The sequence below is a fragment of the Chryseobacterium gambrini genome (assembly GCF_900156825.1).
Classification (GTDB): Bacteria; Bacteroidota; Bacteroidia; order Flavobacteriales; family Weeksellaceae; genus Chryseobacterium; species Chryseobacterium gambrini.
The window spans coordinates 59,086-81,112 of sequence record NZ_FTOV01000010.1 but is presented as its reverse complement, the minus strand read 5'-3'; the positions used below and the strand labels follow the sequence as shown (position 1 = coordinate 81,112).

Sequence of the window (22,027 nt, the reverse complement as noted above, 5' to 3'; positions counted from 1 at the left end):
ATTGTTATTCATTAAAATTGATTTTTCACAACGCTAAGTTGTTAGTCGTCCTGATCGAGCATATACATATCATCCAGAAATTTTCTGCTCGTCTCGATGTTTTCGTTTTCGCTGAGGTAAGCCAGCTCGTCTATAAGATCACTGATGTCTCTATCGGGATCCTGAAATTTTTCTAAATTTTCTTTAATTTTTTTGTTCTCTTCTTTTTCCATGACTACCAAAATTTATTAATGCTGATTTTTAATTTTCAATTTCTTCCTGTTACTTTCGAAACCAGTGTATTGCAGGCTCGTCTTTAGCCTTAAAAGCATCGTTCCGGAAAGTAAAACAGTTTTTACCTTGTTGTTGTTCTCTATAAATTAAATGGATAATGAAAAGACAATCTTTTATTGATCTGATGGGCAGATTGAATTAGAAGCACTGAACTGTGCGGTTGCTTGGTCTTAAGCTTTTTAGAATATAATTTTCCGGCTCTAATTTTTTGTGATGGTGTATCAGTTGTAAAAGATTGCCCTGAGGAAACCGCACGAAATGCGGATCTTTAATAACTTTTGTTTTTCCGTTTTACTCCTGAATGATGTTGTAAATGGTTCTTTCCGACAAAAACAGCATCTCCGTAAGTTCGGTTACAATAACTTTCATTTGCTTGTCCTGATTGCGTTTTACATAATCGTTGACAAAGTCTTTTCTTTTCTCTACAAGTTCTTTACTACGTTTCATATTTAAAAGGTTAAAAGTTGTTTTAATAAAATAATTTTTCGTGTCTTTTTTTGATCAGTTGAGTCAATAAAATCCTGCAAAGGCTTAAATTCTGCCTCTGAAAAGATGTTTAATGATGTCATTTGATTTTAATTCCCAGAAGTCGGCTTCCTGTATTTTCCGGCGCAGTTTCATCGGCCTGTCTTCCTGAATTTTTTTTCCTTCGTCTGCGAAAAGTATCTTCATATACAATTTGTTTAAACGTAATAGCAAAGGCGCAAAATATCATTACATAAGGTCTCGGCTTAAGGCGCAAAGATTTTATCTGCGATAAATTAAACATCAATCCTTATTGAAAATCTTTGATTTTCATGCTCCTCCAAAGATTTGAGACAAAAAAATCTTGCGTCTTTACTTCTTCCAACAAGAATCTCTTTATTTAAAAAAGTTTAAACAAATTCATATTAAAAAATGAATTTCTTTCTGCAAACTCAGATTCCCCGCTTCGGAATGTATTTAAATTATTACTGACAGTTATAATGAATCGATATTTTATAATCTGAACAGCAGCTTTGTCTTACATTTTCACGGTCTGTGTTTATGGTCGTTAAAACAAAACAGCAAATGTTCGCATTAACGGTTTAAAAAATGCACATTTTTCGGAAAAAGAATTTAAAATCAATAATAAAAATATTCACACCAATATAAAAGCGCACTTTTTACAGTGATTTCTATTATTGAAACTTTATCTTCTGTCTGTCAACAAAAAGCACATAAACAATTTTAAACACCTGATTAATAACCTATATTAAACCAAAAAAAATTAAAAAGCATCAAATATGTATTAAATTGTTGTGATAATTTTTGTACATTTGCCGTATTCTGTTTTAACAACGAGACAAATATACGAACATTGTTCGTATTTCAAAATAAAAAAGAAAAATATTTTGCGTATTTTTTCATAAATAACGATAAACATATCAAAATGACCAACTTAGAATTCAAAGAGATCAGAAAGAAACTAAAAATGAAGCAGGCTGAGATCGCCGAGGCGATAGGAGTTGGTACGAGAGCCGTTCAGTACTGGGAAAAAGGCGAAAGAAAAATACCGGAAACCACTGCTTATTTTGTGAAAAACCTTTTGCAGGAACAGCAGCAGAAACCCAATAACAGCGCATCGCCGGTTGCTTATTCGGATCTAAAGATCATGTACGTTCCACTGGCGAACCAATACGCTCAAGCCGGATATCTGAGCAGATTTGCAGACGAGGAATATATAGAAAGTTTACCCACGATTCCTTTTAGTGATGATGTGGAACACCGCGGCGAATATATGTGCTTCGAAGTTCGGGGAGACAGTATGGACGACGGCTCCTACGAAAGTTACCTTGAAGGCGATATTATTTTATGCAGAAATATCCGTCAGGATTACTGGATGAGCAAGCTGCATTATGATAAGTGGGATTTTGTCATTGTACATAAAGAAAAAGGGATTCTCGTGAAAAGAATCATCAATCATGATGTGGAACGAGGCATTATCACTCTTCATTCTCTGAATGAATATTACGAAGACTTTGAAATTCATCTTGAAGATGTGGCAAAACTCTTCAATATCATCAGTACAAGGCGTAAAAATAACAGAAGGTGATAGAAAGCTTTATCATAGAATAAAAATCCTCAAAATTTCTTGAGGATTTTTATTTTTTACAAGATAACCTAATCCGTTAAATTAATAAATATCAAATTAAGAATCAATTAATTCCACTGTTGCACTGGTTCCTGTTGGTCCTTGTATCGAATTACTCATCAAATAATAAGTATTTCCCGGAATTAAAACTAAATTAAAAGTCTTTGCTTCATTTGAAACCAAATTATGTGTTTCAGACGCAGGATTAAGTCCGTTAGCCAATGATACATTCCAGCCAGGATTCATATTTACACTACCATTAACAATAACCTTCACTTTTTTATTTGAATTTACTTTTATTGGGAAAGACATACTATTTCCGTTGGATACGTAAGCAATAGCATTTCCAGTATTACCCATTTTAATGGTTTTTGTGTCCATTATATTATTATTTATATCGTAAGCAATAAATTTAATTATTGCGTTTTTAGCAGGAATCGGATAATCTAAATCTATTGTTATTAACATATTATCATTCATAACTGAAGTAATATCTCTCTCAACTCCGACAGCAGGTGTGCTATATTGAAGAGTTCCATTTCCTTCTATTCTTAATAAAAATTTATCTGTTGCTATATTACCAACCGTATTTGTATACGAAATTGTTTTTACAACCAATTTATGTATTTTATTAGCAGAAGAATTATTCAGTTGTGCCTGTGTATTATAATATCCTAAACCTCCGTATAAAATATTTAATGCAAAAAGATTTGATGGTATGCCAGTTTTAGTATCTGTAATATTCAGAATTAACTCATTACTCCAATTACTAATAGTTCCAAAATCGTCTTTCACTTTAAATCTAAACTTCCAATTACCATTTGTTTCTATTGATTTTGTAGGTGTTGGAATATTTGGAAATGTAGGAGAAGCAGTTTCAAAATCATTCCATCCAGATCCATTTAAATTATACTGCCAATAGTAACCTACTATATGACCATCCGAATCGGAAGAAGCAGAACCCGACAATTGAGCTTGATAAAAGCCATACCAAGTAGCACTATAAGGATCATAAGTGTCCCATTCAACTGTTAGAACACCATCAGTTCCATCATTCCAAGTAGCTACAGCTACAGGAGAGGCGTTCATCTGCCGGTTTATTATTATGGTGACTTCATCAGATGAACTCTGTGCAGAAGAATTACTTGCGGATAATCTTAATATGTAAGTTCCAAAAGTATTTGTTGAAAAAGTTGTTACTACATTTGTACTATTACCAAAACTGAATGCTGCACCTGCCGGACCAGATATAACTTCCCATGAAACAGAGTTTAAAGTACTGCCAGATAACTGAACACTACCATTTAAATTAATAGTGAATGGGGTAAGAACAGATTGAACAGAGTTTTGAGCGATCCATTCATCAGGAAATCTTATTTCCCCTTCTGTTGCATTATTAATTTCATAATAAGATAAACTTAATTGATTACTAAATATTTCTGTTGTACTACCCGAAATATAAACCCCAAGTTTAAAATCCAGAATCTCACCCTGATTGACTATATTATTAAAAAGTATTTCTGTTTGTGTACCATTATAAACCGAACTCCCATCTGAATACCATTGACTGCTAGATTGTTTTTTATAGTACAGTCTACATGTATTGATATCAGTACCTGCACCATCTTCTATACCTAACTCTATCAAAAATTTATCATTAGGATTAGCATGTGCACCGTAATTAGGAGGAGAACCTATATTTTTAATTTTTCTTAAAACCGGAGTTCCGTATCCTAGATTTGATTGGACAAATGTCTGATCCGCTCCTGCATTAACAGAAATATTACTTGGAACATTATTATACCACTTTTCAATAACTATATTTTGCTCACATCCGCCACCGTTTACTTTTACTCTTATTGTAGGAATTATTCTTGGAGAAAGATTATTGAATGTATGAGTAACAAAACCTTCCGAATCCGGATTTTGGATTACCTGACTTCCATTATCAAGGAAATCCCAGCTATACTGATAATCCATGAAATGATCTCCTGTTATTTTGAATTTCACAACAGTTGATGTTGAATCAGACTCAGGAAGATCAACTTTCTCCACGACAATTCTCACCTGCGGTTCTGTAATCACGGTTACAGTACAATCAGTAGGTTTTCCGTTAACATTAAAACTGATTAGCTGGTTATGCAATTCCTGACTTACCGATGCAGGATTAAAGAAGTACAATCCGTCAACTAACTCTACACCACCATCCAGATCAGAATCTACATTTGCCGTTACGATGCCGTTGAAAGGGAATACCGTAAACGGAATTTTCTCTGCTTTGGCACAGATGGTTGTATTTGGTAAACTAAGATTAATCTTCACTTTCGGAGTACAGCAGATATACGGAATCGAGAAATCTGCCACTACAATTTCATCTCTTCCCATATTATCGTAGACCATGATAAAAGTTCCTCCTTTTTCAACTCCGTGTTTGTGTTCTAAACCCGAATATTTATCGATATATTCATTAAAATATGCCTTTGAAAGATCTTTATTTTTTAATAATTCTTTGAAAGACAAAAGCATGATATCAAATCCGAGCTGTTGCTCATCTCTGATTTTTTTTATCTGATCAAATGCATCCTGAAAATGCATTCCCTGATGTCCCTCAATATTATAAAATGAAGCTCTGTCAATGTTAAAACCTAAAGGTTTTCTCACATAAGATTCTTGTGAGAAAAGACCAGAATTATAGCCTACATTATTTCGGAAAGCCGGAGTTCTTACTTTATTAAAATCCCAGACTTTCAGGAAATTATCTGTAATCCTGTAATAAAAAGGGATTGCTTTATTCCCTAAGAATTCTGACTTTTGAGACGGGGTGATTTTAATGGCGGATTCCGCTTCTATTGGTATATCATTCCCAATTACTTCTACATTGCGGTTTGGATATTTAAAATTCTGTACCTGCAGATTAAAACGGCTAATTAATGTTTTAACTCTCTGCATCGCCTTTTCATCATCCAAGACCGGAGAATTGTAAAACTGATGTCTTGAAGAATCCAGCTGAGTTTCTGAATTTAATTTCCCTAACATCATATGCTTAGGAAAAGAAGCAAAATCGGGAAGACACTTCGTAAAAGTCTTAGGAAGCAGTCTGATGATTTCGGAATACGTAGCCGTTAAATCTTTTACCACATCATAAGCATACTGAAAACCAAACGGCAGGTTAAGACATTCTTCCAAAACACTTTTAAAAGTAAGATGATCCGCAACAGGAAGTCCAAACATTTTAGAAATTTCGTAGATTTTTCTAAAAACCAGCTCACCATAGCCGTTTCTTTCTAAAACATCGGCATACATATTTTTTAAATCTGCATAGGAAAATCTTGTTTCAATTCCTTTTTCCTGAATAAGCCTTTCCAGAATCACGCGTTCCTGCTTTACCGAGCCTAATATATCCTCTATAAATAACGGATGCGGCTGAATACGGTCTTTCTGAAGAATATAATTAACACCCTGTTCGTTTGTAACCAATACTTTTAGATTTCGGATCTGCTGGATTCCATGATTATCACAATCTACTCCTCTGCAAGGTTTTACTTCTTTTTCATAACTTTCCAGATAGAGCATCAGGTATTGATCTTCAAGATCCGTAAAGTTGACTACCTGCTGAAAATCTGAAGTTGCTTCCTGAGCTGTCGCCAGTTCCCAAAGTTCAATCTGTCCTCCGTTTTCGTCATAAAATGCAGGATAGTTTACCTTGAAATTGTTGTATTTTTTAAAGTGAGTATATTCTTTACTATCAATGCTGATTGTCTTTAAATCACTTACATATAACTCTTCACTTACCTTACTCGTATTATTCAGGGTAAGCAGATCTCCGTCTGTTGTAACTGCGACTCCCTGCGAAAGTTTTATGCTGTTGAGTTTTTTATTGGAATAGGTAAGCTCAGGTTTAAAACCACATACTATACCTACCCCCTGAAGCATTACTCTGGATAAGCGATCCTGATCCTCAAAAAAGTCTAAAAACTCATTGAACTGAGTATACTCAATGTATTGTCCTTTGCTGAATTTGCGGTACCGGGTCGATATATCACTTAATTGAATAAAGTTCCGGTATTTCTCCGGTATATTATTTAATTGATTATTCATTATTGTTCATTTTTAATGATTTGTTAAGATTTTTAAATATGCTTCACAGACAATCACATTATCCATGAAGCTATATTTAATTGTTATCTTGTCACTCCTGTACAAGGATTGATCTCTAAGAAATTTCCATCAGGATAACCAGAATAAATAGGTGTAGAATCGTTTGCTAAAAATAACTGAGTAAAAGCAACACCTGTATGACATCCAATGCTAGGAGGCATTGCACAATCCAGTGAAAATTGTACAAATCCTTCATTCGCTCCTGCTGCTAATGCTTCCGCTTCTTCTTGCGTTATAATAATTTCATTATATCTACTTGATGGATGACCGCCCGGAATAATATTACCCGCGTCCTGATTTCCTTTCGTATTACTTAAATGAATATTCCCTTTTATCACAGGATCTGAATATGGTTTTGTACCCTCTATCAATACTCCGTTTCCTAATAGATTAAAACTAGCTCGATTACAAGTATGGGTGCCGTCTGGACCATATCTAAACTGAACGACAATCCTCATTCCACTTAAACAAGCAATGGTTGATTGTCCTTTTAATTTTAGAGGGCTCAATTCATATACATTACTACATCCATTTTTGTTTGTTACCGTAAGTGTTGGATGAAAAGTTTCCTCCTGTCCGGAAACAAGATTATAAGTGTGAGTCTTTTTGTTAGTTGGTAATTCGTTATAATGTATCTGGCTACCATCACCAAAATTCCAAGTAAAATCAAGATCTGTAAAATCTCCAGTGACATTAAATTCTACTGTTGCATCCGGGTCTGTGGTGTTAGGATCTGTAGTAGGAGTGCTATATGTTATGGAACCTGAAGCTACAGATACAATTTCTGGTTTTTTGTAAACAACCATTTGAGTATCCACAGGATCATCATTAACTGTGAAAGTAATGGTTTGTCCGAGATAAGCTGCGCCAACCAATGCCGGATCAAAATAACTTTGTCCTCCGGTCTGGGTAATGGCGGATATTTCTGTTCCGTTTACAAATGCTTTTACCTGACCATCCAAAGGAACGATTGTCATAAGAACCGGTTTTTCATTTTGGCAAAGTTTACCTGAAGGTAATGATAAGAATACAGGATCTTTTTTTGAACAACATAAATAAGACAATGAGAAATCTGCAATAACCTGATTGTTTGCTTTCGACTCTGCGATCAAAACAAATGTTCCGCCCGGTTCTACACCGGAAAGATGCTCCAAGCCTGATTTTCTTTCTAAAAAATCGCTTAAAAGTTCTGTAGAAATTTCTTCTTTTCTGGGATCTTCTTTTACAATCGTAACGTCGTCTGATGATCCGGAAGGCGTTTCAAATTTAGCTTTATTCAATAACTTAAGATCGCTGTCTAATTTGGATAAATTAAGGAGTGCGTTCTTCGGGTCTCCTGTTTCTTTACTGATATCATTGGAAATAGACAATAATTTATTTCTGAGTTCTTCAATGGAAACCTTTCTTGGTTCTTCAGGCTCATCGTCTGTTTTTTTACCGTCATTTAAAAGTAAAACGCTAACGTCAAAAGCCAGTCCGTACTTCATTTTAAGATCATTAATATTCTGTACCGCTGTTTCATAAGGCAATCCAAGATGTCCTTCAATTCTGTAGAAATCATTGTTATCGATATTATAATTCAGAGGATTCTGAACATAATCTTCTGATGATAAGTTGGCAGTATGATAACTTAAATTATATGTTTCTCTGTCTGTTTTTGTCTTTTCAAAATTCCACTTATCCAGTAATGGTTTATCTACGTTATAATAATATGGGATCGCTTTTTCTCCTAATCTCACATAAAGATTGGAGGGTGTAATTTTAACCGGTCCGATATAAGATTGAAATCCATTGATTTTCTGCACAAAACGATTGGCTAATAACATCAATCTTTCATAATTTTCATCATCTTGAGTTGTGATGGGCGAATGATAGAATCCGTGACGGAAAGCTGCATACTCTCCCAATTCCAAAGAACCTCCGGCATATCCCAACATCAAATGTTTAGGGAATGAAGCAATAGTCGGGCAACATTCAACATTCAGATTTAAGATCAGTCCTTTTATTTCATTGTAAGTATCAATGAGATCTTTCAGGAGATCATATCTGTACTGAAAATCATCCAGTCTTGGTGAAGATGCAGACAATAAAGTATTGAGTTTATTAAAAAGCGATAAACCACTGAAGTTGAGATCTATTTTAAAAGTATCTGCAATAGCGCCAAAACCGTCGGACAATTTCGAAACAGAATCCATGGCGTTAAGAAATTTTCTTTTTAACTGATCTGCTGTTTCAACTTTAGGATCAAGGATCACTCTTTTAGCTTCAATATTCGGTAAGCGGTCAAAAAGTTCTTCGTAAGAATTATGAATTTTATACAGCGTATCTTTTGCATTTCCGCTCGTCATAAGATCGGAAACAGACTGAAAATCTGCCAAAAGCACTTTAAGATCAGAAACCTGCTCTGCTCCGGTGTTATCACAATCGGCATCCTCACAAGGAGTCTCATCATTAGAATAGCTTTCCAGATAAAGGATGATGATTTTTTCATTCAGTTTTTCCAGAGTTTTAATATCTTTAAAACTACCCGTGTCTAATCCTTTAACTTCCATTTGCTTCAGTTCGTCTTCGGTTGCCAGTTCCAATAAAGGAATCTGGTCTTCTCCGATTCGGAAATGGTCATACCTCACTTTGTCTTTATACTCTCTGAAGTATCTGTAATTTTTAGTATCGAAATCTATCGTAAAGTCTGAAGATTTCTCTTTTCCTGTACGAAGGGTAATTAAATCTCCGTCTGTGGTAACTCCTGCTCCTTGGGTAATCACAATGGTATCCAAAGCATTTTCAGCCTTTCGCGGAGCGATTTTTTCCATAACGTCCGGAACCAGACCAGAACTGGTAATTGTGGATTTAAATCCGCATACAATTCCTACGCCGCTGAGAAGTGTTCTCGAGAGCCTGTCCTGATCTTCGAAATAGTCTATGAATTCATTTAACTGCCCGTCTGTAAGTACCTGATTTTCGTTAAACTTTCTATATTGGGTTGTTACATTATCTAATTTAGCATTCATTGTTTTTCAATTTTATATGTTTGATTGTCCTAATATTATTTTCCCGTCCAGGCTGTCGTTATCTTCTATAGCACAGTCTAAGAGTCTTCCCGGTCTGTAAATATTATTTAAATTGGTAAGAGCCGTCAGTAAATTCTGAATGCTGTTTCCTAAATTGTTAAGGTTATTTTTTGCCTTATCCGAAAGATATTTTTTAAATGCCGTTTCAAATGCAGACAAATCGTTCTGAGCGGTTTGTTTTTCACTTAAACGATCTCCCACCCAACAGATTTTAGCCAGAATATGAGCCGGAATCTCCTGTCGGATCACAGTTTCTGCATAACGTCTGAAGTCAGGATCCTGAAAACGGTAGGCAAAGCCCGGAAGAACCACACTTACACGGTAAGAATAAGGATCAAAAACATCATATTCGCAGTCTTCTTCGCAGGAAGACATTAAAGCATCGGCATAATCTACCGGATTTGCAGGAAGAACATCTCCTTCCTCATTTGGAAATACTTCAAAAGATTTTCCTACGATCATGCTGCCGATTCCTTCAAGATCCTGAAATACTTTGAAAGTATCTTCCACAGACATACATCCGATTCCTCCCACAAGCTTGTAATCTTTAAATGCAGGTTTCAGCAGTAAATGCTCTACAAGGAAAATTCCTTCTTCGGTAAAATCATATTTGAAATATCTTACCAACTCCTCGATTCCCTTTTTTAATTCGGTTAAAGAAGGGTACGGATTTGTCTTTTTATGGGTAGCCATTACATTTTGCGGCTGGCTGTCATCCATAATTTCAAGATAATAGTTCCCTCCGGCAGACATTCGGATCTGAATATTCCCAATCAAATCATAATGAGTCTGATTTTCCTGTAAAAGCTCTAATGCATTTTTAAGATCTTCTTCGTCTATCTGAATGGTCTGGTAAATGGCTTCATGCAGATTTTTAGTTGCCGCATATTCGATATGGAATGAATTTACGGATGATAAAGTGATATTACTTTTTGCATCTTTTATTTTCCATGAATAGCTTGCCGTTCCGTCGTCACTTACCGATTTAATAATCGAAACAGGTGTTTGAGAAAGATTTCTCTGCTGATAATTTTTTATTCCCAGTAATCGGGCAATTCTTTTCTGTACCCCTGAAATATTGTCTGTATTCCAGACATTCGCGGTATCATCTAATGTATAATTATAGCCCAATCCACGGTCTTTGCTCAACGATTTGTATTCGTTTAAGAAGGTTTCTTTATTGTTCAGTACAATTTCATCGGTAGATTTTCCGTACAGAGATTTCATCAGGAAAGTGTAGTCGCTGAATGTTTCTGCAAAACGGGCAATTAAATGATCCAAGACTTCATTTCGGCGTTCCACACTGTTATCAAGTTCTTCGTATAAAACATCTGTAAGTCTGTCGTCATTTTCATCATAATCTGAAACCAATTCTTCAAAACCTTTGATGTTTTTAAGAGCCTGAGTAAAGAACGTTCTCTTTAAACCTCCGTTGATACTTAAAACTTCTTTTACTTTTTCAAGATGTTTGAAATAACTGGCAAGAATCTGATCGAAAAACAAAAGATATCCTTTCATCTGTTTTGCCAAAGCTTCTCTTTCCGGGGTTGGATTTCCGATGATTCCGGAAATTCCCACTCCGTACGTATCCGGAAATTCATTTAAAATAGTCGCGTAATTCCCGATATCGTAAGAAGTTCCCTGCGGCAGAGTCAACTCTTTATTTTGTCTGGCATCTTCTCTCAGTACTTCCTCCTCTTTTCTTAACGTTTCGAGATATTCATCTACTTTTTTAGTGTTGATATTCAACGGAAGCGCACCTTTGGTGTAACTGAATGAACTCAGATCGCAAAGCTCCGGTTTTTTACCTTTTTCAATACAGATCATCCAGTCATCGGTCTGCTTCACTGCACTGTCGCAGCCGGCAATAGAAATTTCGTGAATTTCTTTCACTCCGTCGATTTTCATGATCTCGCTGATGATATCAGAAAGTCTGACTTCTCTTCTTAACTGACTTGCTTTCAATTCTTCAGTATCAATAAAACCATTATTGAGAATCGGTCCGTCAAAAATCTCATCTGTGGTAAGACCTTTTTCCAGCATCTGCTTTAATGAATAGAAATGAACTTCCGGAGCCAGATAGTTGTTGATCGCTCTGATTACCTTTGCATGAACCAGTTCCTCATCTACTTTATTTACAAGTCCGATGCGGGCGCATACCGCAACTTTCTGGGTTTCGATTTCTTTAATATCTACAAGATCTTCGCAAAGACCTCTGTTCTGGTGATAACGCTCCAGTATTTTTACTCTTGCATTCGATTTGTCACAATCTTCATTCTCACTATCGTCTATATCATCGGCATAATCTACATAAAGGTCATACAATCCTTTTACGTTAAAATGTTGTGTCTTTTCTCCGATAGGTTCAAAATCCAACTGTCCAGTTTTACAATCCACATACAGCGTTTCGGTTCTCGGAACCAGCCAACAGTTGCTGATTGGTCTCGGATGACCGAATTTAAAGCTGATATCGATGAAGAGCTTTCTGTAATCAAGCTCCGTTAAAGGTCTGGAAGGTAAAACTTCCGTAGCTTTCAGGAATTGTGTATGAATATCTTTTTTTGCATCGTTTGAAGCAAGAATGTCTTCCATATTCATATTCATCCTCATCCCAAGATCTGTGATGGCGTAGCTTAAAACCTCCAATGTGGTAATCCCCGGATCGTGAGAGTTATAATCTGTCCAAAGTTTTCCTCCTAATCCTTCTATATATTCAATACCTGTTCTGCGTAGAAAGTGAAAATCGGTCTGATCCTGCGTTTCTATATTTTTGGGTATACTAATGTGCTTATTTTCTGACATAATTATGTTTCTGCTTGTTTGTTATTAAAGGCATACCGGTTCTGCAATAGTAACTTTGTGCTGTTTGGCAGATACGAGTATGGATTTCGGATCTACTTCGATTAAAGACTGTGTCTGTAAAACATTATTTACCAATATACTGGTCTCCTCAACGTAGTCTACATAATGCAGTTGTTCCAGATAATTAATAAGCTGATTAACATTCAGTTTCACATTAAAATCAATATCTTTAGTGTCTGTAAAAGCCCAAGGCGATATGTACTTTTTGATGTCTTCGTCTAACTGTTTTGTGTAAAATGTTTCATCATACTGATCGAAGAATTTCACCTTTGTTTCTACCTTCGCTTCTTTATAATTCGGGTTGATTACCTGAGCGTTGATGTGCATGGTATTCCATTCATTTATATACTTCTGAATCCTGTTAAGCGTGGCTCTGCTTACTCTTGGCTGATAAATATCAAAAGCGTTTTTATTTTTAATATTCGGAACAACCATCAGCGTAACATATCCGGGAGCGAGGTAAGACTTTTCCGAAGTATGATTCAGGCATTTTACCTTGAAAACTTCTGGAAATTCCTGCAAAACGAGATGCTCGTAATCCCATTGTGTAACGGCTCTGTTTTTATGTCTCAGTCTTTCACTTACTCTTCTGTAGAATTCTGTATCTGTTTCTTTATATTTTCCGTCGAATGAGTTATACGGCTGGCTCACAGATTTTACCTGTGGAACTCTGGTAATAAGTCTGGAAATCGTATTGGCTTCCAAACCGTTGTTTAAGTGGGACAGATCATTGTTCTGATTCTGGAATGTTGCCAGAACTGCCTGTGTATATATTCCCTGAACTTTACAAACCGCATCGTAACTTCTTCCTGATCTTGCTCTTACCCAGATTAACTGATCTGTAAATCTTGTGTGATTCAAATTAATATCTTTTGGAATTTTGAATTTTACAATTCCGGATTCCAGGAATTTTTTAGAATCATTCTGCAGCATAGAGTTTGAAAGGTCAATCCATGTATTTCCGGAAAGGATGCTCCATTCGATATACTCTTTTTCTTCAAAAGTTTCGGCTAAAGGATTTTCGCTTCCTTCCAGCATCTGGATGAGAAGGGAAACCGTCATTTGCGGAACTGCTTCCAGACCGATGTATAATTCACCTCCTTTCTGATGTACCGGAACAATGGTTTTCGTATCAATTTCCTTTTCATACTGCCCGAAAGCATCTTCATGATACATCTGTACTTCTTCACTTTTCAGAAGTTCTCCTTCAGAATCTTTTCTTAAAGAATGGTATGCGGTTTCTGTTGCGCTGTAGCTCAGTTCAATATCTTCCGCAAAAGGAATATAAGGTTCGTTCGGAACTACTTTTAGTTTTTGAGGATCTGATAAAACAAGCGTATATAATTTAGGATACAAGTCCTGTAATAAAGATTTCTTCAGTTTTACCCTGATCGCTTCGCCTGTACCTGCTTCATCACTGGTGCTTTTTACAGAAAACTGTGTCTGGTAAACATTTCCATTCTTTTTAAATAAAGCAATATCACTTTCCTGATTGTGCCAGATTTCTTTGTCTAACACCGCTGTATCGATCTTAAAATAATCGTCTCCTGTTACAACTGACGAATTTTTCAAATTATTAAAATCCTGCTGACTGATATTTGTATCCGGTTCCATGATATACCCGCTGTATAAATCCTTTATGGAAGTCGGCGTGTTTTTCCAATTGATGGTAATGTCTGCAGTGTTCCATTTTTTAGAGAACATTTCAGGACATTTTATATAAAAATTGGAACCTTTGATCGGCTGCGCAGTAAATGGATAATAGGATTTTTCGGAATTCAGCTCTCCATTGTCATTTTCAATCTGAAGAGATTTTATTCCTTTTACATCTACAGAAACTTCAATATTGTTGACCAATGCTTCTGAAAAAGCTTCATAGACTTCATAATATTTCTTCCCTTCAATCATGAATCTGAGAACAGGAAAACTGGTTTGGAAAGTTTCCTTCAGAACATCTTTATTGTATTTTACGATGGCAGGAAAATCTTTCGGTAATGTTAAAGAAAATGTTAAACGGTGTTTTTTATCACTTTTGGTTCCTGTTTCTCCATTTTCAGCACATTGTAATGCAATGTCGGATAACCATTCTTTTTCCCCGCTGCAAAGTACTTTGATGTTGTTCTGAAAGTCTTCTTTTTCAAGGTCTTTTAGTTTTTGAACAGAATTTGCATTGAAATCTATTTTCAGGGTAATTGTTCTGTCTCCTTCTTTTAAATCGAATAAAGATGATGCTACAGAAAAGCCCAGTTTCGCTTTTGGAAGTTCTTTATAGATCGATTTGTCCGAAGCTGTTTCTTCAGCATTGTATCCGAACGGCCACCAATAGTTTCCGCCTTCCGGCAGTTTTTCGCCCATTCCGTCGGCAGAATTGGTCACCGGAGCCATTTTAAGCTCTTGTTTTCCGCCGTCGTTAAGAAGACTTTTAATTTCAACTATTTTTGCCTGATTGGCAATAAGTTCATTATTGGTTTTGTAGACCCGTTTTTTTCCTTCCGCATCTTTATCTCCGTCCAGAAGTGTTCCTTCCGGAATTCTTTCCTGAATTGCTTTTTTTGCCAATTCAAAAATTACATAGACTTTGTCTTCTTTAGCATCATTCTTCTGAATCTGAAGGATCTCGTTATAGTAGAAATCCAGATGTCTTTTCGTTAAATTATTGAAAGCTTTTTTGGAAAAATCCAGCAATTTCAGAAAGCAGACAAAGAGAGTAAGATGAGGCGTCAGATTGCTGTCCTGTTCAAATTGGGAAATAAGATCTGTAACCTGTTTTTTCATACTTTTGTACTCTACGCTTTCTCGGCGCGGAATAGCATTGGTATCATCACCAAAGAAAAAGTTTCCCCACTTCTTATCTGGTATTGCTGTATCAGCATCTTTTTCAAAAAAATTTACATGACTGGCAAAATTGTTTGCAAATAGCAACCAATCGAACAGATCGAAGTCGTGCAATTCGAGATTGCCGGGATCCAGATCCGCTAAAAAGCGCTGCATTTGTGATTTTCCTTCACGATAATGTGAAAATGTATCTGTTTTTTTCATTTGTTTATATTTATATTCTATGGTCAGATGCAATACTTAATGTAATGTTTCGGTAGTATTCAAAATGGTTACAGACATCCCGTAATTATTTATATTTCAGTAGCTTCTCCTTTATAGAAAGGGAAAACCATATTGCTTCTGGTATTCGTATTCCTTACTTCGTAATCAATTTTTATCAACACTTCGCCTTCCAGTTCTTCCTGAGTATCGATGTCGATATTTAAAATGTTTATTCTGGGCTCGTGATATAAAATGGCACGCTCGATGATTCCTTTCATTTGGGTAATCAGCGTTAAGTCCAAAGGTTTGAAAAGCATTTCCTGCAGGTCGCATCCGTAATCGGGGAACATAACGCGTTCTCCCGGTCTTGTGGAGAGTAAAATGATCAAACTGTTGTTGATGTCTTCAACATCTGTAGTCATTACCAGCTTTCCTTCAGCCTCATTAAACTCAGGCGGGAAACTCCAGCCTATTCCTAAAAAATCTGTATTTATTTTCATACGTTCTTGTATTATATTTAATTGTAACATCTCGCATCTGTAACATAGAGTTTTAGTTTTCTAACCGTTTTGTTATTGATGTTTTTACATTTTTTAATCTTGCAGGCTGTGTATCATCCGCCTATTAAAACAGTCGCTTCACCCGCGCTTATTACGCCTCCGTGAGCGGTAGAATCTCCCATTCTTGCGGCTGGTTTTCCGCCAATCATTACGCTTGAAGATCCTGCTGCAATGGTATCGGGCGGACCTGTGCATATCGCTTTGTCTCCTACTCTTGCTGCGGGTTTACCTCCTATAAGTACAGTAGGTTCTCCTGCCGGAATGATGGGTCCGCCAACGTGCGGGGTAGTTCCCGTTACCATCGGACAGGTATGCATATCTGTAATTCTTGCTGCCGGTTTCATGATTAATTGATTTTAACTTGAGATCCTTTTACGATGGTTACTGCGCCTGATTTAAGCTCAGAACCGGAACTTCCTTCTGCTTTGAACTGTGCGGATGCTTTGATACCGATATTGGTTCCTTCCATCTTAATATCACCTTTTGCTTTGATCCTGATGTCTTTCCCACTTTCCATACTGATCCCGTCTTTATTGAGGGTAAGAGTATTCTTATGCTCGTCTTCTATTTTAATGACATCTGCATCTTCGTCTACAGTTATTTTTTTGCCTTTTGGTGTTTCAAGGGTGTATGAAATTTTATCGTCATTAAAAATCATCTTCATTTTGCTGCGGGTAACAAATCCTTTTTCGTTGTTGTCATCGGAAGCTACAATAGGAGCCGGTTTTGCGCTGCTGTTCAGCATTCCCAGAACTACTGCATCATTGGGATCATCATTAATAAAACCAATGATTACCTCATCTCCGATTTCCGGTCTGAAGAATGATCCTCTGTTTTCTCCTGCATCAAGTGTGGCTACACGCGCCCAGATTCCCTCCTCTTCGTTATTGATGATCGGGATCTGCACCAGAATCCTGTCTTCTCCATCGGGATCGGATTCCAGTTGGGATACTTTCCCGATGTGTAATCCGCTGATGGAAGGAATAATCCCTGAACCCGGCATTTCGCTCACATCATATGTTTCTGAGAACCATGTTGGAGAAAGCCCGAATTGTGCATCAACAAGCCAGTTTCCTTCAGCGATTTCGTGACGGACGCCTGTTACGTAAATTTTTCCGTTGAAACGGTTTCCTACGCCTTGCAGCATTAATGAAACTCCCGGTTTTACAGCCGGAATTCCCTGAAATTTCACCCTTCCTCTGGTCTTTGCCAGTTGTTGGAAAGTTGCTTTCGCATCACTCCAGTCCTGAAGTTCACTCTGCGTAAGATTTCCGCCATGTTTAAGCTGCAGATCGTCTATTCCAAATACTTTCGCCAGATCATCCGGTGAAAGGTTTCCGTTAAGTTTTACTGCGGGATCCTGAGCTTCCACTTCTGTAAGTTCCTGATCGGTATAGCTCCATGTTTTGGCTGAAATTTTTTTGAACTGATCTCTTGCGTCTATTTCTCCGTCAAACTCATGCACCGAAGATCCGTAAATCACTGTTTCAACTTCTTTTTTACTGAAATCGGGTTTCGCTATTTTAACGGTTCCGTCTTCTACAAAACAAAGTTTTCCGTTTGCCTGTGCTCGGGTGAGCATAAAATCCCAGTCGGAAGCTCTGTACTGAATCAATTCTTTGTGTGAATTTGAGGTAGCCTGAACATCGGCATTCAATCCGTTGCTACTGATCAGTTCTCCGATAATATCGCTGTCTTTACTGTCGTAGAAATATTTACTTTTTCTGCCTAAAGTCATCTTTACTGCTTTATCTCTGCATTCTATGATGAGGTAGGAAGAGCCGTTTCTTACTTTTATATTGTGCTTTACAACAACTCCTTTAAAAATGCTTTCTTCATCCGAATGATAGCCTGCTGTAATTTCAATTTCTTTTCCGGGAATCAGAAGATCTTCATTGCTTAGTTTAAAATCCTGTTCCGGTACGCTTCCATCCAAAATAACAATGCGGGCATAAGGAATTCTGTTTACTTCTTTTTCTACAACAATACTTTTTACCCCATATTTCCCCGGCAACTCGGTACCTCCGGACATTACTTTAAAAGTGATCAGATCCGGATTTTTTGATGTTTTTATGTATCCGCTGTTGTTCATGTTATGCTATTTTTTCTATGGGTGGAAAGTAGAGTTCAGTTCCCGGTTTCAACTGTCTGAAATTGATGAGATTATTAACCTTAGCGACTTCCAGGTAATATTTGGAGTCTCCGTAAATTCTTTCAGTCATTAAGGGTAAAGTGTCTCCTGCCTGTACGGTTCTTTTATGGGTGACATCTGGAGATTCGTTTTTCTTCTCAGCAGCTTCTAACTTGGGACTGATTGATTCACTAAATTTGGCTTTTCCTATTGCTCTTAAAGGCTGTCCTTCATTGTCAAACAATTTGTACTCTACTGTAAATTCTGCTAATACTCCTTTAAATTCAAAGCTGCCCCAGTTAAGAATAACATTATAAGGCTTATGAATAGGACCGGCAACCTTGCCTGTAGCTTTATAGAAAGCATCTACCTGGTCTTTTACAGTTGTTTTCTTGAATGTTTTTCCTTTAATTTTATTAATCAATTTAATACCGGAATTTTCTTCCGTAACCCCCGTACCATCAAATAGAAATTCTAATTGTAAATCTGTTGAAGGTGATGCTGTATATTTCAAATCAGTTTTAGCTGTTCCCAATGCCTGACCAGGTTCAAGTTCCGTTTTGTAAGTAACTGAATAACCCGTAGGATTTATAAAAGCTTTAAAAGCTTTAGCATCAATCCTCTTCTGATAGTCAGAATTCTCGTATGTCCCGATTGTTAGTTTTTGAATTTCTCCTCTCATTATCTTTCTTTTTTACGTTTTTCTATATTTACTGCCTGCTCTACGCTTTCGCTAATTGCATACATAATTTTTCCTTCATCTACTGATGCGGTAGTTGTCGTTGCGGCTGCTTTTTCGTCCACATTTATTTTAATGTGAAGCTCTTTTATTTCTATTGGCATTTCGTTTATTTTTAATTAATTATTAATACGTAAAAAACTTAAAACCAATTATTTAACGTATTTATTTAAAAAAATCTAAGCACATAAAGCGTGTGTTCAGTCCTGTTATAGACCAATCCTTTATTTTTTTATCTTAAAATTTTTGCTGAATGTTATCCGAAAACTAACACACGGTAAGTGCTTAGATTTGATTTAGAAATTACAAGCCTAAACTTGCTAACGATGAGGGTATTTTGAAATATCTGTATTTCAGCTCTATTGTTTCAATGGCAAGTCTGCTTTCTTCTGCGTTGAATTCTGAAACGTTCCATTTTACCGGATAGGCTCCAACTACATTCCAGACCATTAACGGTGCTGTAGACTGAAGTCCTCCTGAAAGTGTAATGACAAGATCTCTGGGTTCAAACTCGAAGTTTTCCATTGCATTTCTGCACCAGCTTATTAATCCGGAACTTACGATCAGTCCACGCTTAAGAACTAAATTTTCATATTTCGGTCTCAGAGGAAGCTGATGAAGAAATCTGTTTTCGCCTCCTTCGGCATATTCTTCGGTCTGAATTTCTGTAGATAAACCAGATATAGACTGAAATCTGGAGTCAATACCCTCTGTTGTCGAAATCCCGTTAACAATAAAAGAGAAACTGGTTGGAGGATATAAAAGAGCCATGATTAGTTATGTTCAATAGTTAAACCTTCGTGCGCAATCTCCAAAGTTTCGATTGCTACCTCATTACCTTCAGCTTTCAGGTCGGTTGACTGTAATTTCAGAGGGAAGGCATTTTTCACTTTCCATGTTACCGCAGGGGCTCCGTTCTCGTCTAAAAGAGAAATCGTAATGGATCTTCTTTCTACCGTGTTCATCTGAACCGTCTGCAACCATTCGAAATAATCATTATCGCCTTTGAAAGTTCCTCTTTTTAAAGTGATATTTCCGAATTTTGCCATTCCCGGCATTTTGATCTTGCTGAAATCCGGACTTGCTCCCTGTCTGTATTCAATGATATCGCGCTCGATGCTTAATCCAGAAACTTCCTGAAAACCGATGTTCGTTCCGCCCCAATCTACTTCAAAGGAAAACTTTACTAATGGATATGTATTCATAATTATCTTTATTTAATTTTGTTATTTGTTTGTTTAATTTTTAAGCTTCCTGCAGTTTGTGTGAGAAACGAAGAACAATAAATTCTGCCGGACGAACTGCCGCCATACCGATCTCCACGATCATTCTGCCTTCAAGGATATCCTGTGCAGACATGGTTTTGTTTAAGCCAACGCTTACATAATAAGCTTCTTCCGGCTTGCTTCCTGCCAATGCTCCGTCCTGCCACTGCTGGTTCAGGAAGTTTTCGATCATGGTCTGTACGCGAACCCATGTATTGGCTGTGTTCGGCTCAAATACGAAACGTTCCGTTGCTTTTTTCACGGATTCTTCTACCATGTTGAAGAATCTGCGTACTGAAATGTATCTCCATTCGTTGCTGTTGCCGTCAAGCGTTCTTGCACCCCAAACCAATGTTCCTTTTCCTGTAAAAGATCTGATAACGTTGATGGATTTTCCTGAAGTAGGATCTACATTAAGAGTCATCTGATCTTCGTGAGAAACTTTTACTGTAGGAGCCACTACATAGCTAAGTCCAACATTAGCAGGTGCTTTGAATACTCCGGAAGTGCTGTCTACTTTAGCATACACACCCGCAACTGCTGAAGACGGAGCCATCACTACTTTTTCAGACTCGATTGCTGCTTTAGCTTTATTATACAGCTCTGTTCTGTTGGATTTTAGCCATTTTAAATTGTTTACATAGCCATTTGGAAGAGACAAAACATTTCCTGAGATATCTTTTTCTTCAAAACTTGTAATTTTAACATCTTCATCTTCAAAGCTATGAGTTAAAACAGTTTCCAATTTCGGATAATAAGCAGCTCCGTATTTTAAACCTGTAGAAACTACTTTATTTCTGAAAGTAAGATCATCTCCAAGAACGTCCATAATAACAAACCTGTCTTTCATTTCCTCTGCATGATCCAAAGCCAATCCATACAAACCGTAAGCCTCTAATGCTGTTAAAGATTCTGCATCCGGGAAAACGATTAGCGTAGGCTCATCTTCTCTTTCAAGAGTCTTAAGTCCTGTTTCTAATTCGCTTTTTAATACTTCTGTAGGATATCCTGAAGCTACTCCAACAGAAACAATATAACATGGACCACCACCGTTTGCAAAATACATTTGCATAGCATGGTACATTTTGAATTTACCTAATTTACTATCTTCAAAAGTAGTAGAGACAGTATTGTCTTTAACAGAAATTTTGATCTCTTTACCTTCGTTTTTTGCTTTTCCGAAAAGATTTTCATATTCCAACAGCGAAGAAATTCTTGTCGGCTCATTTTTTGGTCCTTTTTCTGTATATCCGATGAAAGCAGGGATCGCTGTTTCTACTTGTGCTACGGAAGGCGGAAATTTTGCCAGTTCCTCCACGTAAACACCTGGTGTTTTGTAATTCATTTTGTTAAAAATTTAAAATTAATATTTAGTTATGTTCAATAGTTAAACCTTCGTGCGCAATCTCCAAAGTTTCGATTGCTACCTCATTACCTTCAGCTTTCAGGTCGGTTGACTGTAATTTCAGAGGGAAGGCATTTTTCACTTTCCATGTTACCGCAGGGGCTCCGTTCTCGTCTAAAAGAGAAATCGTGATGGATCTTCTTTCTACCGTGTTCATCTGAACCGTCTGCAACCATTCGAAATAATCATTATCGCCTTTGAAAGTTCCTCTTTTTAAAGTGATATTTCCGAATTTTGCCATTCCCGGCATTTTGATCTTGCTGAAATCCGGACTTGCTCCCTGTCTGTATTCAATGATATCGCGCTCGATGCTTAATCCCGAAACTTCCTGAAAACCGATGTTTGTTCCGCCCCAATCTACTTCAAAGGAAAACTTTACTAATGGATATGTATTCATAATTGTCTTTATTT

17 protein-coding genes are annotated in these 22,027 nt (G+C 36.8%); 1 reads left to right on the top strand and 16 read right to left on the bottom strand.

The window, feature by feature from the left end; translation table 11 throughout:
• Nucleotides 1-41: 41 nt before the first annotated feature.
• From BW951_RS22845 to BW951_RS22835, 3 genes are all read right to left on the bottom strand, one after another.
• On the bottom strand, nucleotides 42-212 hold the full coding sequence (locus BW951_RS22845) for a hypothetical protein (protein ID WP_157967283.1): 171 nt from the start codon (nucleotides 210-212) through the stop codon (nucleotides 42-44).
• A 352-nt stretch (nucleotides 213-564) separates the two neighbouring features.
• Nucleotides 565-720 carry a hypothetical protein gene (locus BW951_RS22840; protein WP_157967284.1) on the bottom strand — a complete coding sequence of 52 codons (156 nt, stop codon included), beginning with the start codon at nucleotides 718-720 and terminating at the stop codon, nucleotides 565-567.
• Between the two features lie 84 nt (nucleotides 721-804).
• A complete protein-coding gene (locus tag BW951_RS22835) occupies nucleotides 805-945 on the bottom strand; it encodes a hypothetical protein (protein WP_175608836.1) in 141 nt (46 codons plus the stop codon).
• Between the two features lie 739 nt (nucleotides 946-1,684).
• Between BW951_RS22835 and BW951_RS16340 the strand changes: the two genes are divergently transcribed.
• On the top strand, nucleotides 1,685-2,347 hold the full coding sequence (locus BW951_RS16340) for a S24 family peptidase (protein ID WP_076394981.1): 663 nt from the start codon (nucleotides 1,685-1,687) through the stop codon (nucleotides 2,345-2,347).
• A gap of 96 nt (nucleotides 2,348-2,443) precedes the next feature.
• Here the strand turns inward: BW951_RS16340 and BW951_RS16335 are convergent, their stop codons facing one another.
• From BW951_RS16335 to BW951_RS16280, 13 genes are all read right to left on the bottom strand, one after another.
• Complete coding sequence (locus BW951_RS16335) at nucleotides 2,444-6,484, bottom strand: PKD domain-containing protein (protein WP_076394833.1); 4,041 nt, start codon at nucleotides 6,482-6,484, stop codon at nucleotides 2,444-2,446.
• An 83-nt stretch (nucleotides 6,485-6,567) separates the two neighbouring features.
• Nucleotides 6,568-9,555, bottom strand: a complete 2,988-nt coding sequence (locus BW951_RS16330; RefSeq protein ID WP_076394831.1) for a PKD domain-containing protein — start codon at nucleotides 9,553-9,555, stop codon at nucleotides 6,568-6,570.
• Nucleotides 9,556-9,567: 12 nt separating this feature from the next.
• Nucleotides 9,568-12,417 (bottom strand): hypothetical protein, encoded by a 2,850-nt coding sequence (locus BW951_RS16325; RefSeq protein ID WP_084196466.1) that lies wholly within the window; start codon nucleotides 12,415-12,417, stop codon nucleotides 9,568-9,570.
• 24 nt (nucleotides 12,418-12,441) lie between these two features.
• A complete protein-coding gene (locus BW951_RS16320; RefSeq protein WP_076394827.1) occupies nucleotides 12,442-15,516 on the bottom strand; it encodes a baseplate J/gp47 family protein in 3,075 nt (1,024 codons plus the stop codon).
• 89 nt (nucleotides 15,517-15,605) lie between these two features.
• Nucleotides 15,606-16,016 carry a GPW/gp25 family protein gene (locus tag BW951_RS16315; RefSeq protein WP_076394825.1) on the bottom strand — a complete coding sequence of 137 codons (411 nt, stop codon included), beginning with the start codon at nucleotides 16,014-16,016 and terminating at the stop codon, nucleotides 15,606-15,608.
• 113 nt (nucleotides 16,017-16,129) lie between these two features.
• Nucleotides 16,130-16,420, bottom strand: coding sequence for a PAAR domain-containing protein (locus BW951_RS16310; RefSeq protein ID WP_076394823.1), 291 nt, complete (start codon nucleotides 16,418-16,420; stop codon nucleotides 16,130-16,132).
• Nucleotides 16,421-16,422: 2 nt separating this feature from the next.
• A complete protein-coding gene (vgrG, locus tag BW951_RS16305; RefSeq protein ID WP_076394821.1) occupies nucleotides 16,423-18,168 on the bottom strand; it encodes a type VI secretion system tip protein VgrG in 1,746 nt (581 codons plus the stop codon).
• A gap of 1 nt (nucleotide 18,169) precedes the next feature.
• On the bottom strand, nucleotides 18,170-18,889 hold the full coding sequence (locus BW951_RS16300) for a CIS tube protein (protein ID WP_076394819.1): 720 nt from the start codon (nucleotides 18,887-18,889) through the stop codon (nucleotides 18,170-18,172).
• Nucleotides 18,889-19,050, bottom strand: a complete 162-nt coding sequence (locus BW951_RS22830) for a DUF5908 family protein (RefSeq protein WP_175608835.1) — start codon at nucleotides 19,048-19,050, stop codon at nucleotides 18,889-18,891. The genes BW951_RS16300 and BW951_RS22830 overlap by 1 nt, the downstream gene beginning before the upstream one ends.
• Before the next feature lie 199 nt (nucleotides 19,051-19,249).
• Complete coding sequence (locus BW951_RS16295; RefSeq protein ID WP_076394817.1) at nucleotides 19,250-19,717, bottom strand: phage tail protein; 468 nt, start codon at nucleotides 19,715-19,717, stop codon at nucleotides 19,250-19,252.
• A gap of 2 nt (nucleotides 19,718-19,719) precedes the next feature.
• Nucleotides 19,720-20,151 (bottom strand): phage tail protein, encoded by a 432-nt coding sequence (locus tag BW951_RS16290; RefSeq protein ID WP_076394813.1) that lies wholly within the window; start codon nucleotides 20,149-20,151, stop codon nucleotides 19,720-19,722.
• Nucleotides 20,152-20,191: 40 nt separating this feature from the next.
• Nucleotides 20,192-21,556: a phage tail sheath family protein gene (locus tag BW951_RS16285; RefSeq protein WP_076394815.1), complete on the bottom strand. Its 1,365-nt coding sequence runs from the start codon at nucleotides 21,554-21,556 to the stop codon at nucleotides 20,192-20,194.
• A 25-nt stretch (nucleotides 21,557-21,581) separates the two neighbouring features.
• Nucleotides 21,582-22,013, bottom strand: coding sequence for a phage tail protein (locus BW951_RS16280; protein ID WP_076394813.1), 432 nt, complete (start codon nucleotides 22,011-22,013; stop codon nucleotides 21,582-21,584).
• Nucleotides 22,014-22,027 lie beyond the last annotated feature (14 nt).

What these genes read in the sequence shown, in the direction of transcription:
- BW951_RS22845 (WP_157967283.1), bottom strand. Translation starts at nt 212, where the DNA reads ATGGAAAAAGAAGAGAACAAAAAAATTAAAGAAAATTTAGAAAAATTT.
- BW951_RS22840 (WP_157967284.1), bottom strand. Translation starts at nt 720, where the DNA reads ATGAAACGTAGTAAAGAACTTGTAGAGAAAAGAAAAGACTTTGTCAAC.
- BW951_RS22835 (WP_175608836.1), bottom strand. Translation starts at nt 945, where the DNA reads ATGAAGATACTTTTCGCAGACGAAGGAAAAAAAATTCAGGAAGACAGG.
- BW951_RS16340 (WP_076394981.1), top strand. Translation starts at nt 1,685, where the DNA reads ATGACCAACTTAGAATTCAAAGAGATCAGAAAGAAACTAAAAATGAAG.
- BW951_RS16335 (WP_076394833.1), bottom strand. Translation starts at nt 6,484, where the DNA reads ATGAATAATCAATTAAATAATATACCGGAGAAATACCGGAACTTTATT.
- BW951_RS16330 (WP_076394831.1), bottom strand. Translation starts at nt 9,555, where the DNA reads ATGAATGCTAAATTAGATAATGTAACAACCCAATATAGAAAGTTTAAC.
- BW951_RS16325 (WP_084196466.1), bottom strand. Translation starts at nt 12,417, where the DNA reads ATGTCAGAAAATAAGCACATTAGTATACCCAAAAATATAGAAACGCAG.
- BW951_RS16320 (WP_076394827.1), bottom strand. Translation starts at nt 15,516, where the DNA reads ATGAAAAAAACAGATACATTTTCACATTATCGTGAAGGAAAATCACAA.
- BW951_RS16315 (WP_076394825.1), bottom strand. Translation starts at nt 16,016, where the DNA reads ATGAAAATAAATACAGATTTTTTAGGAATAGGCTGGAGTTTCCCGCCT.
- BW951_RS16310 (WP_076394823.1), bottom strand. Translation starts at nt 16,420, where the DNA reads ATGAAACCGGCAGCAAGAATTACAGATATGCATACCTGTCCGATGGTA.
- vgrG (WP_076394821.1), bottom strand. Translation starts at nt 18,168, where the DNA reads ATGAACAACAGCGGATACATAAAAACATCAAAAAATCCGGATCTGATC.
- BW951_RS16300 (WP_076394819.1), bottom strand. Translation starts at nt 18,889, where the DNA reads ATGAGAGGAGAAATTCAAAAACTAACAATCGGGACATACGAGAATTCT.
- BW951_RS22830 (WP_175608835.1), bottom strand. Translation starts at nt 19,050, where the DNA reads ATGCCAATAGAAATAAAAGAGCTTCACATTAAAATAAATGTGGACGAA.
- BW951_RS16295 (WP_076394817.1), bottom strand. Translation starts at nt 19,717, where the DNA reads ATGGCTCTTTTATATCCTCCAACCAGTTTCTCTTTTATTGTTAACGGG.
- BW951_RS16290 (WP_076394813.1), bottom strand. Translation starts at nt 20,151, where the DNA reads ATGAATACATATCCATTAGTAAAGTTTTCCTTTGAAGTAGATTGGGGC.
- BW951_RS16285 (WP_076394815.1), bottom strand. Translation starts at nt 21,556, where the DNA reads ATGAATTACAAAACACCAGGTGTTTACGTGGAGGAACTGGCAAAATTT.
- BW951_RS16280 (WP_076394813.1), bottom strand. Translation starts at nt 22,013, where the DNA reads ATGAATACATATCCATTAGTAAAGTTTTCCTTTGAAGTAGATTGGGGC.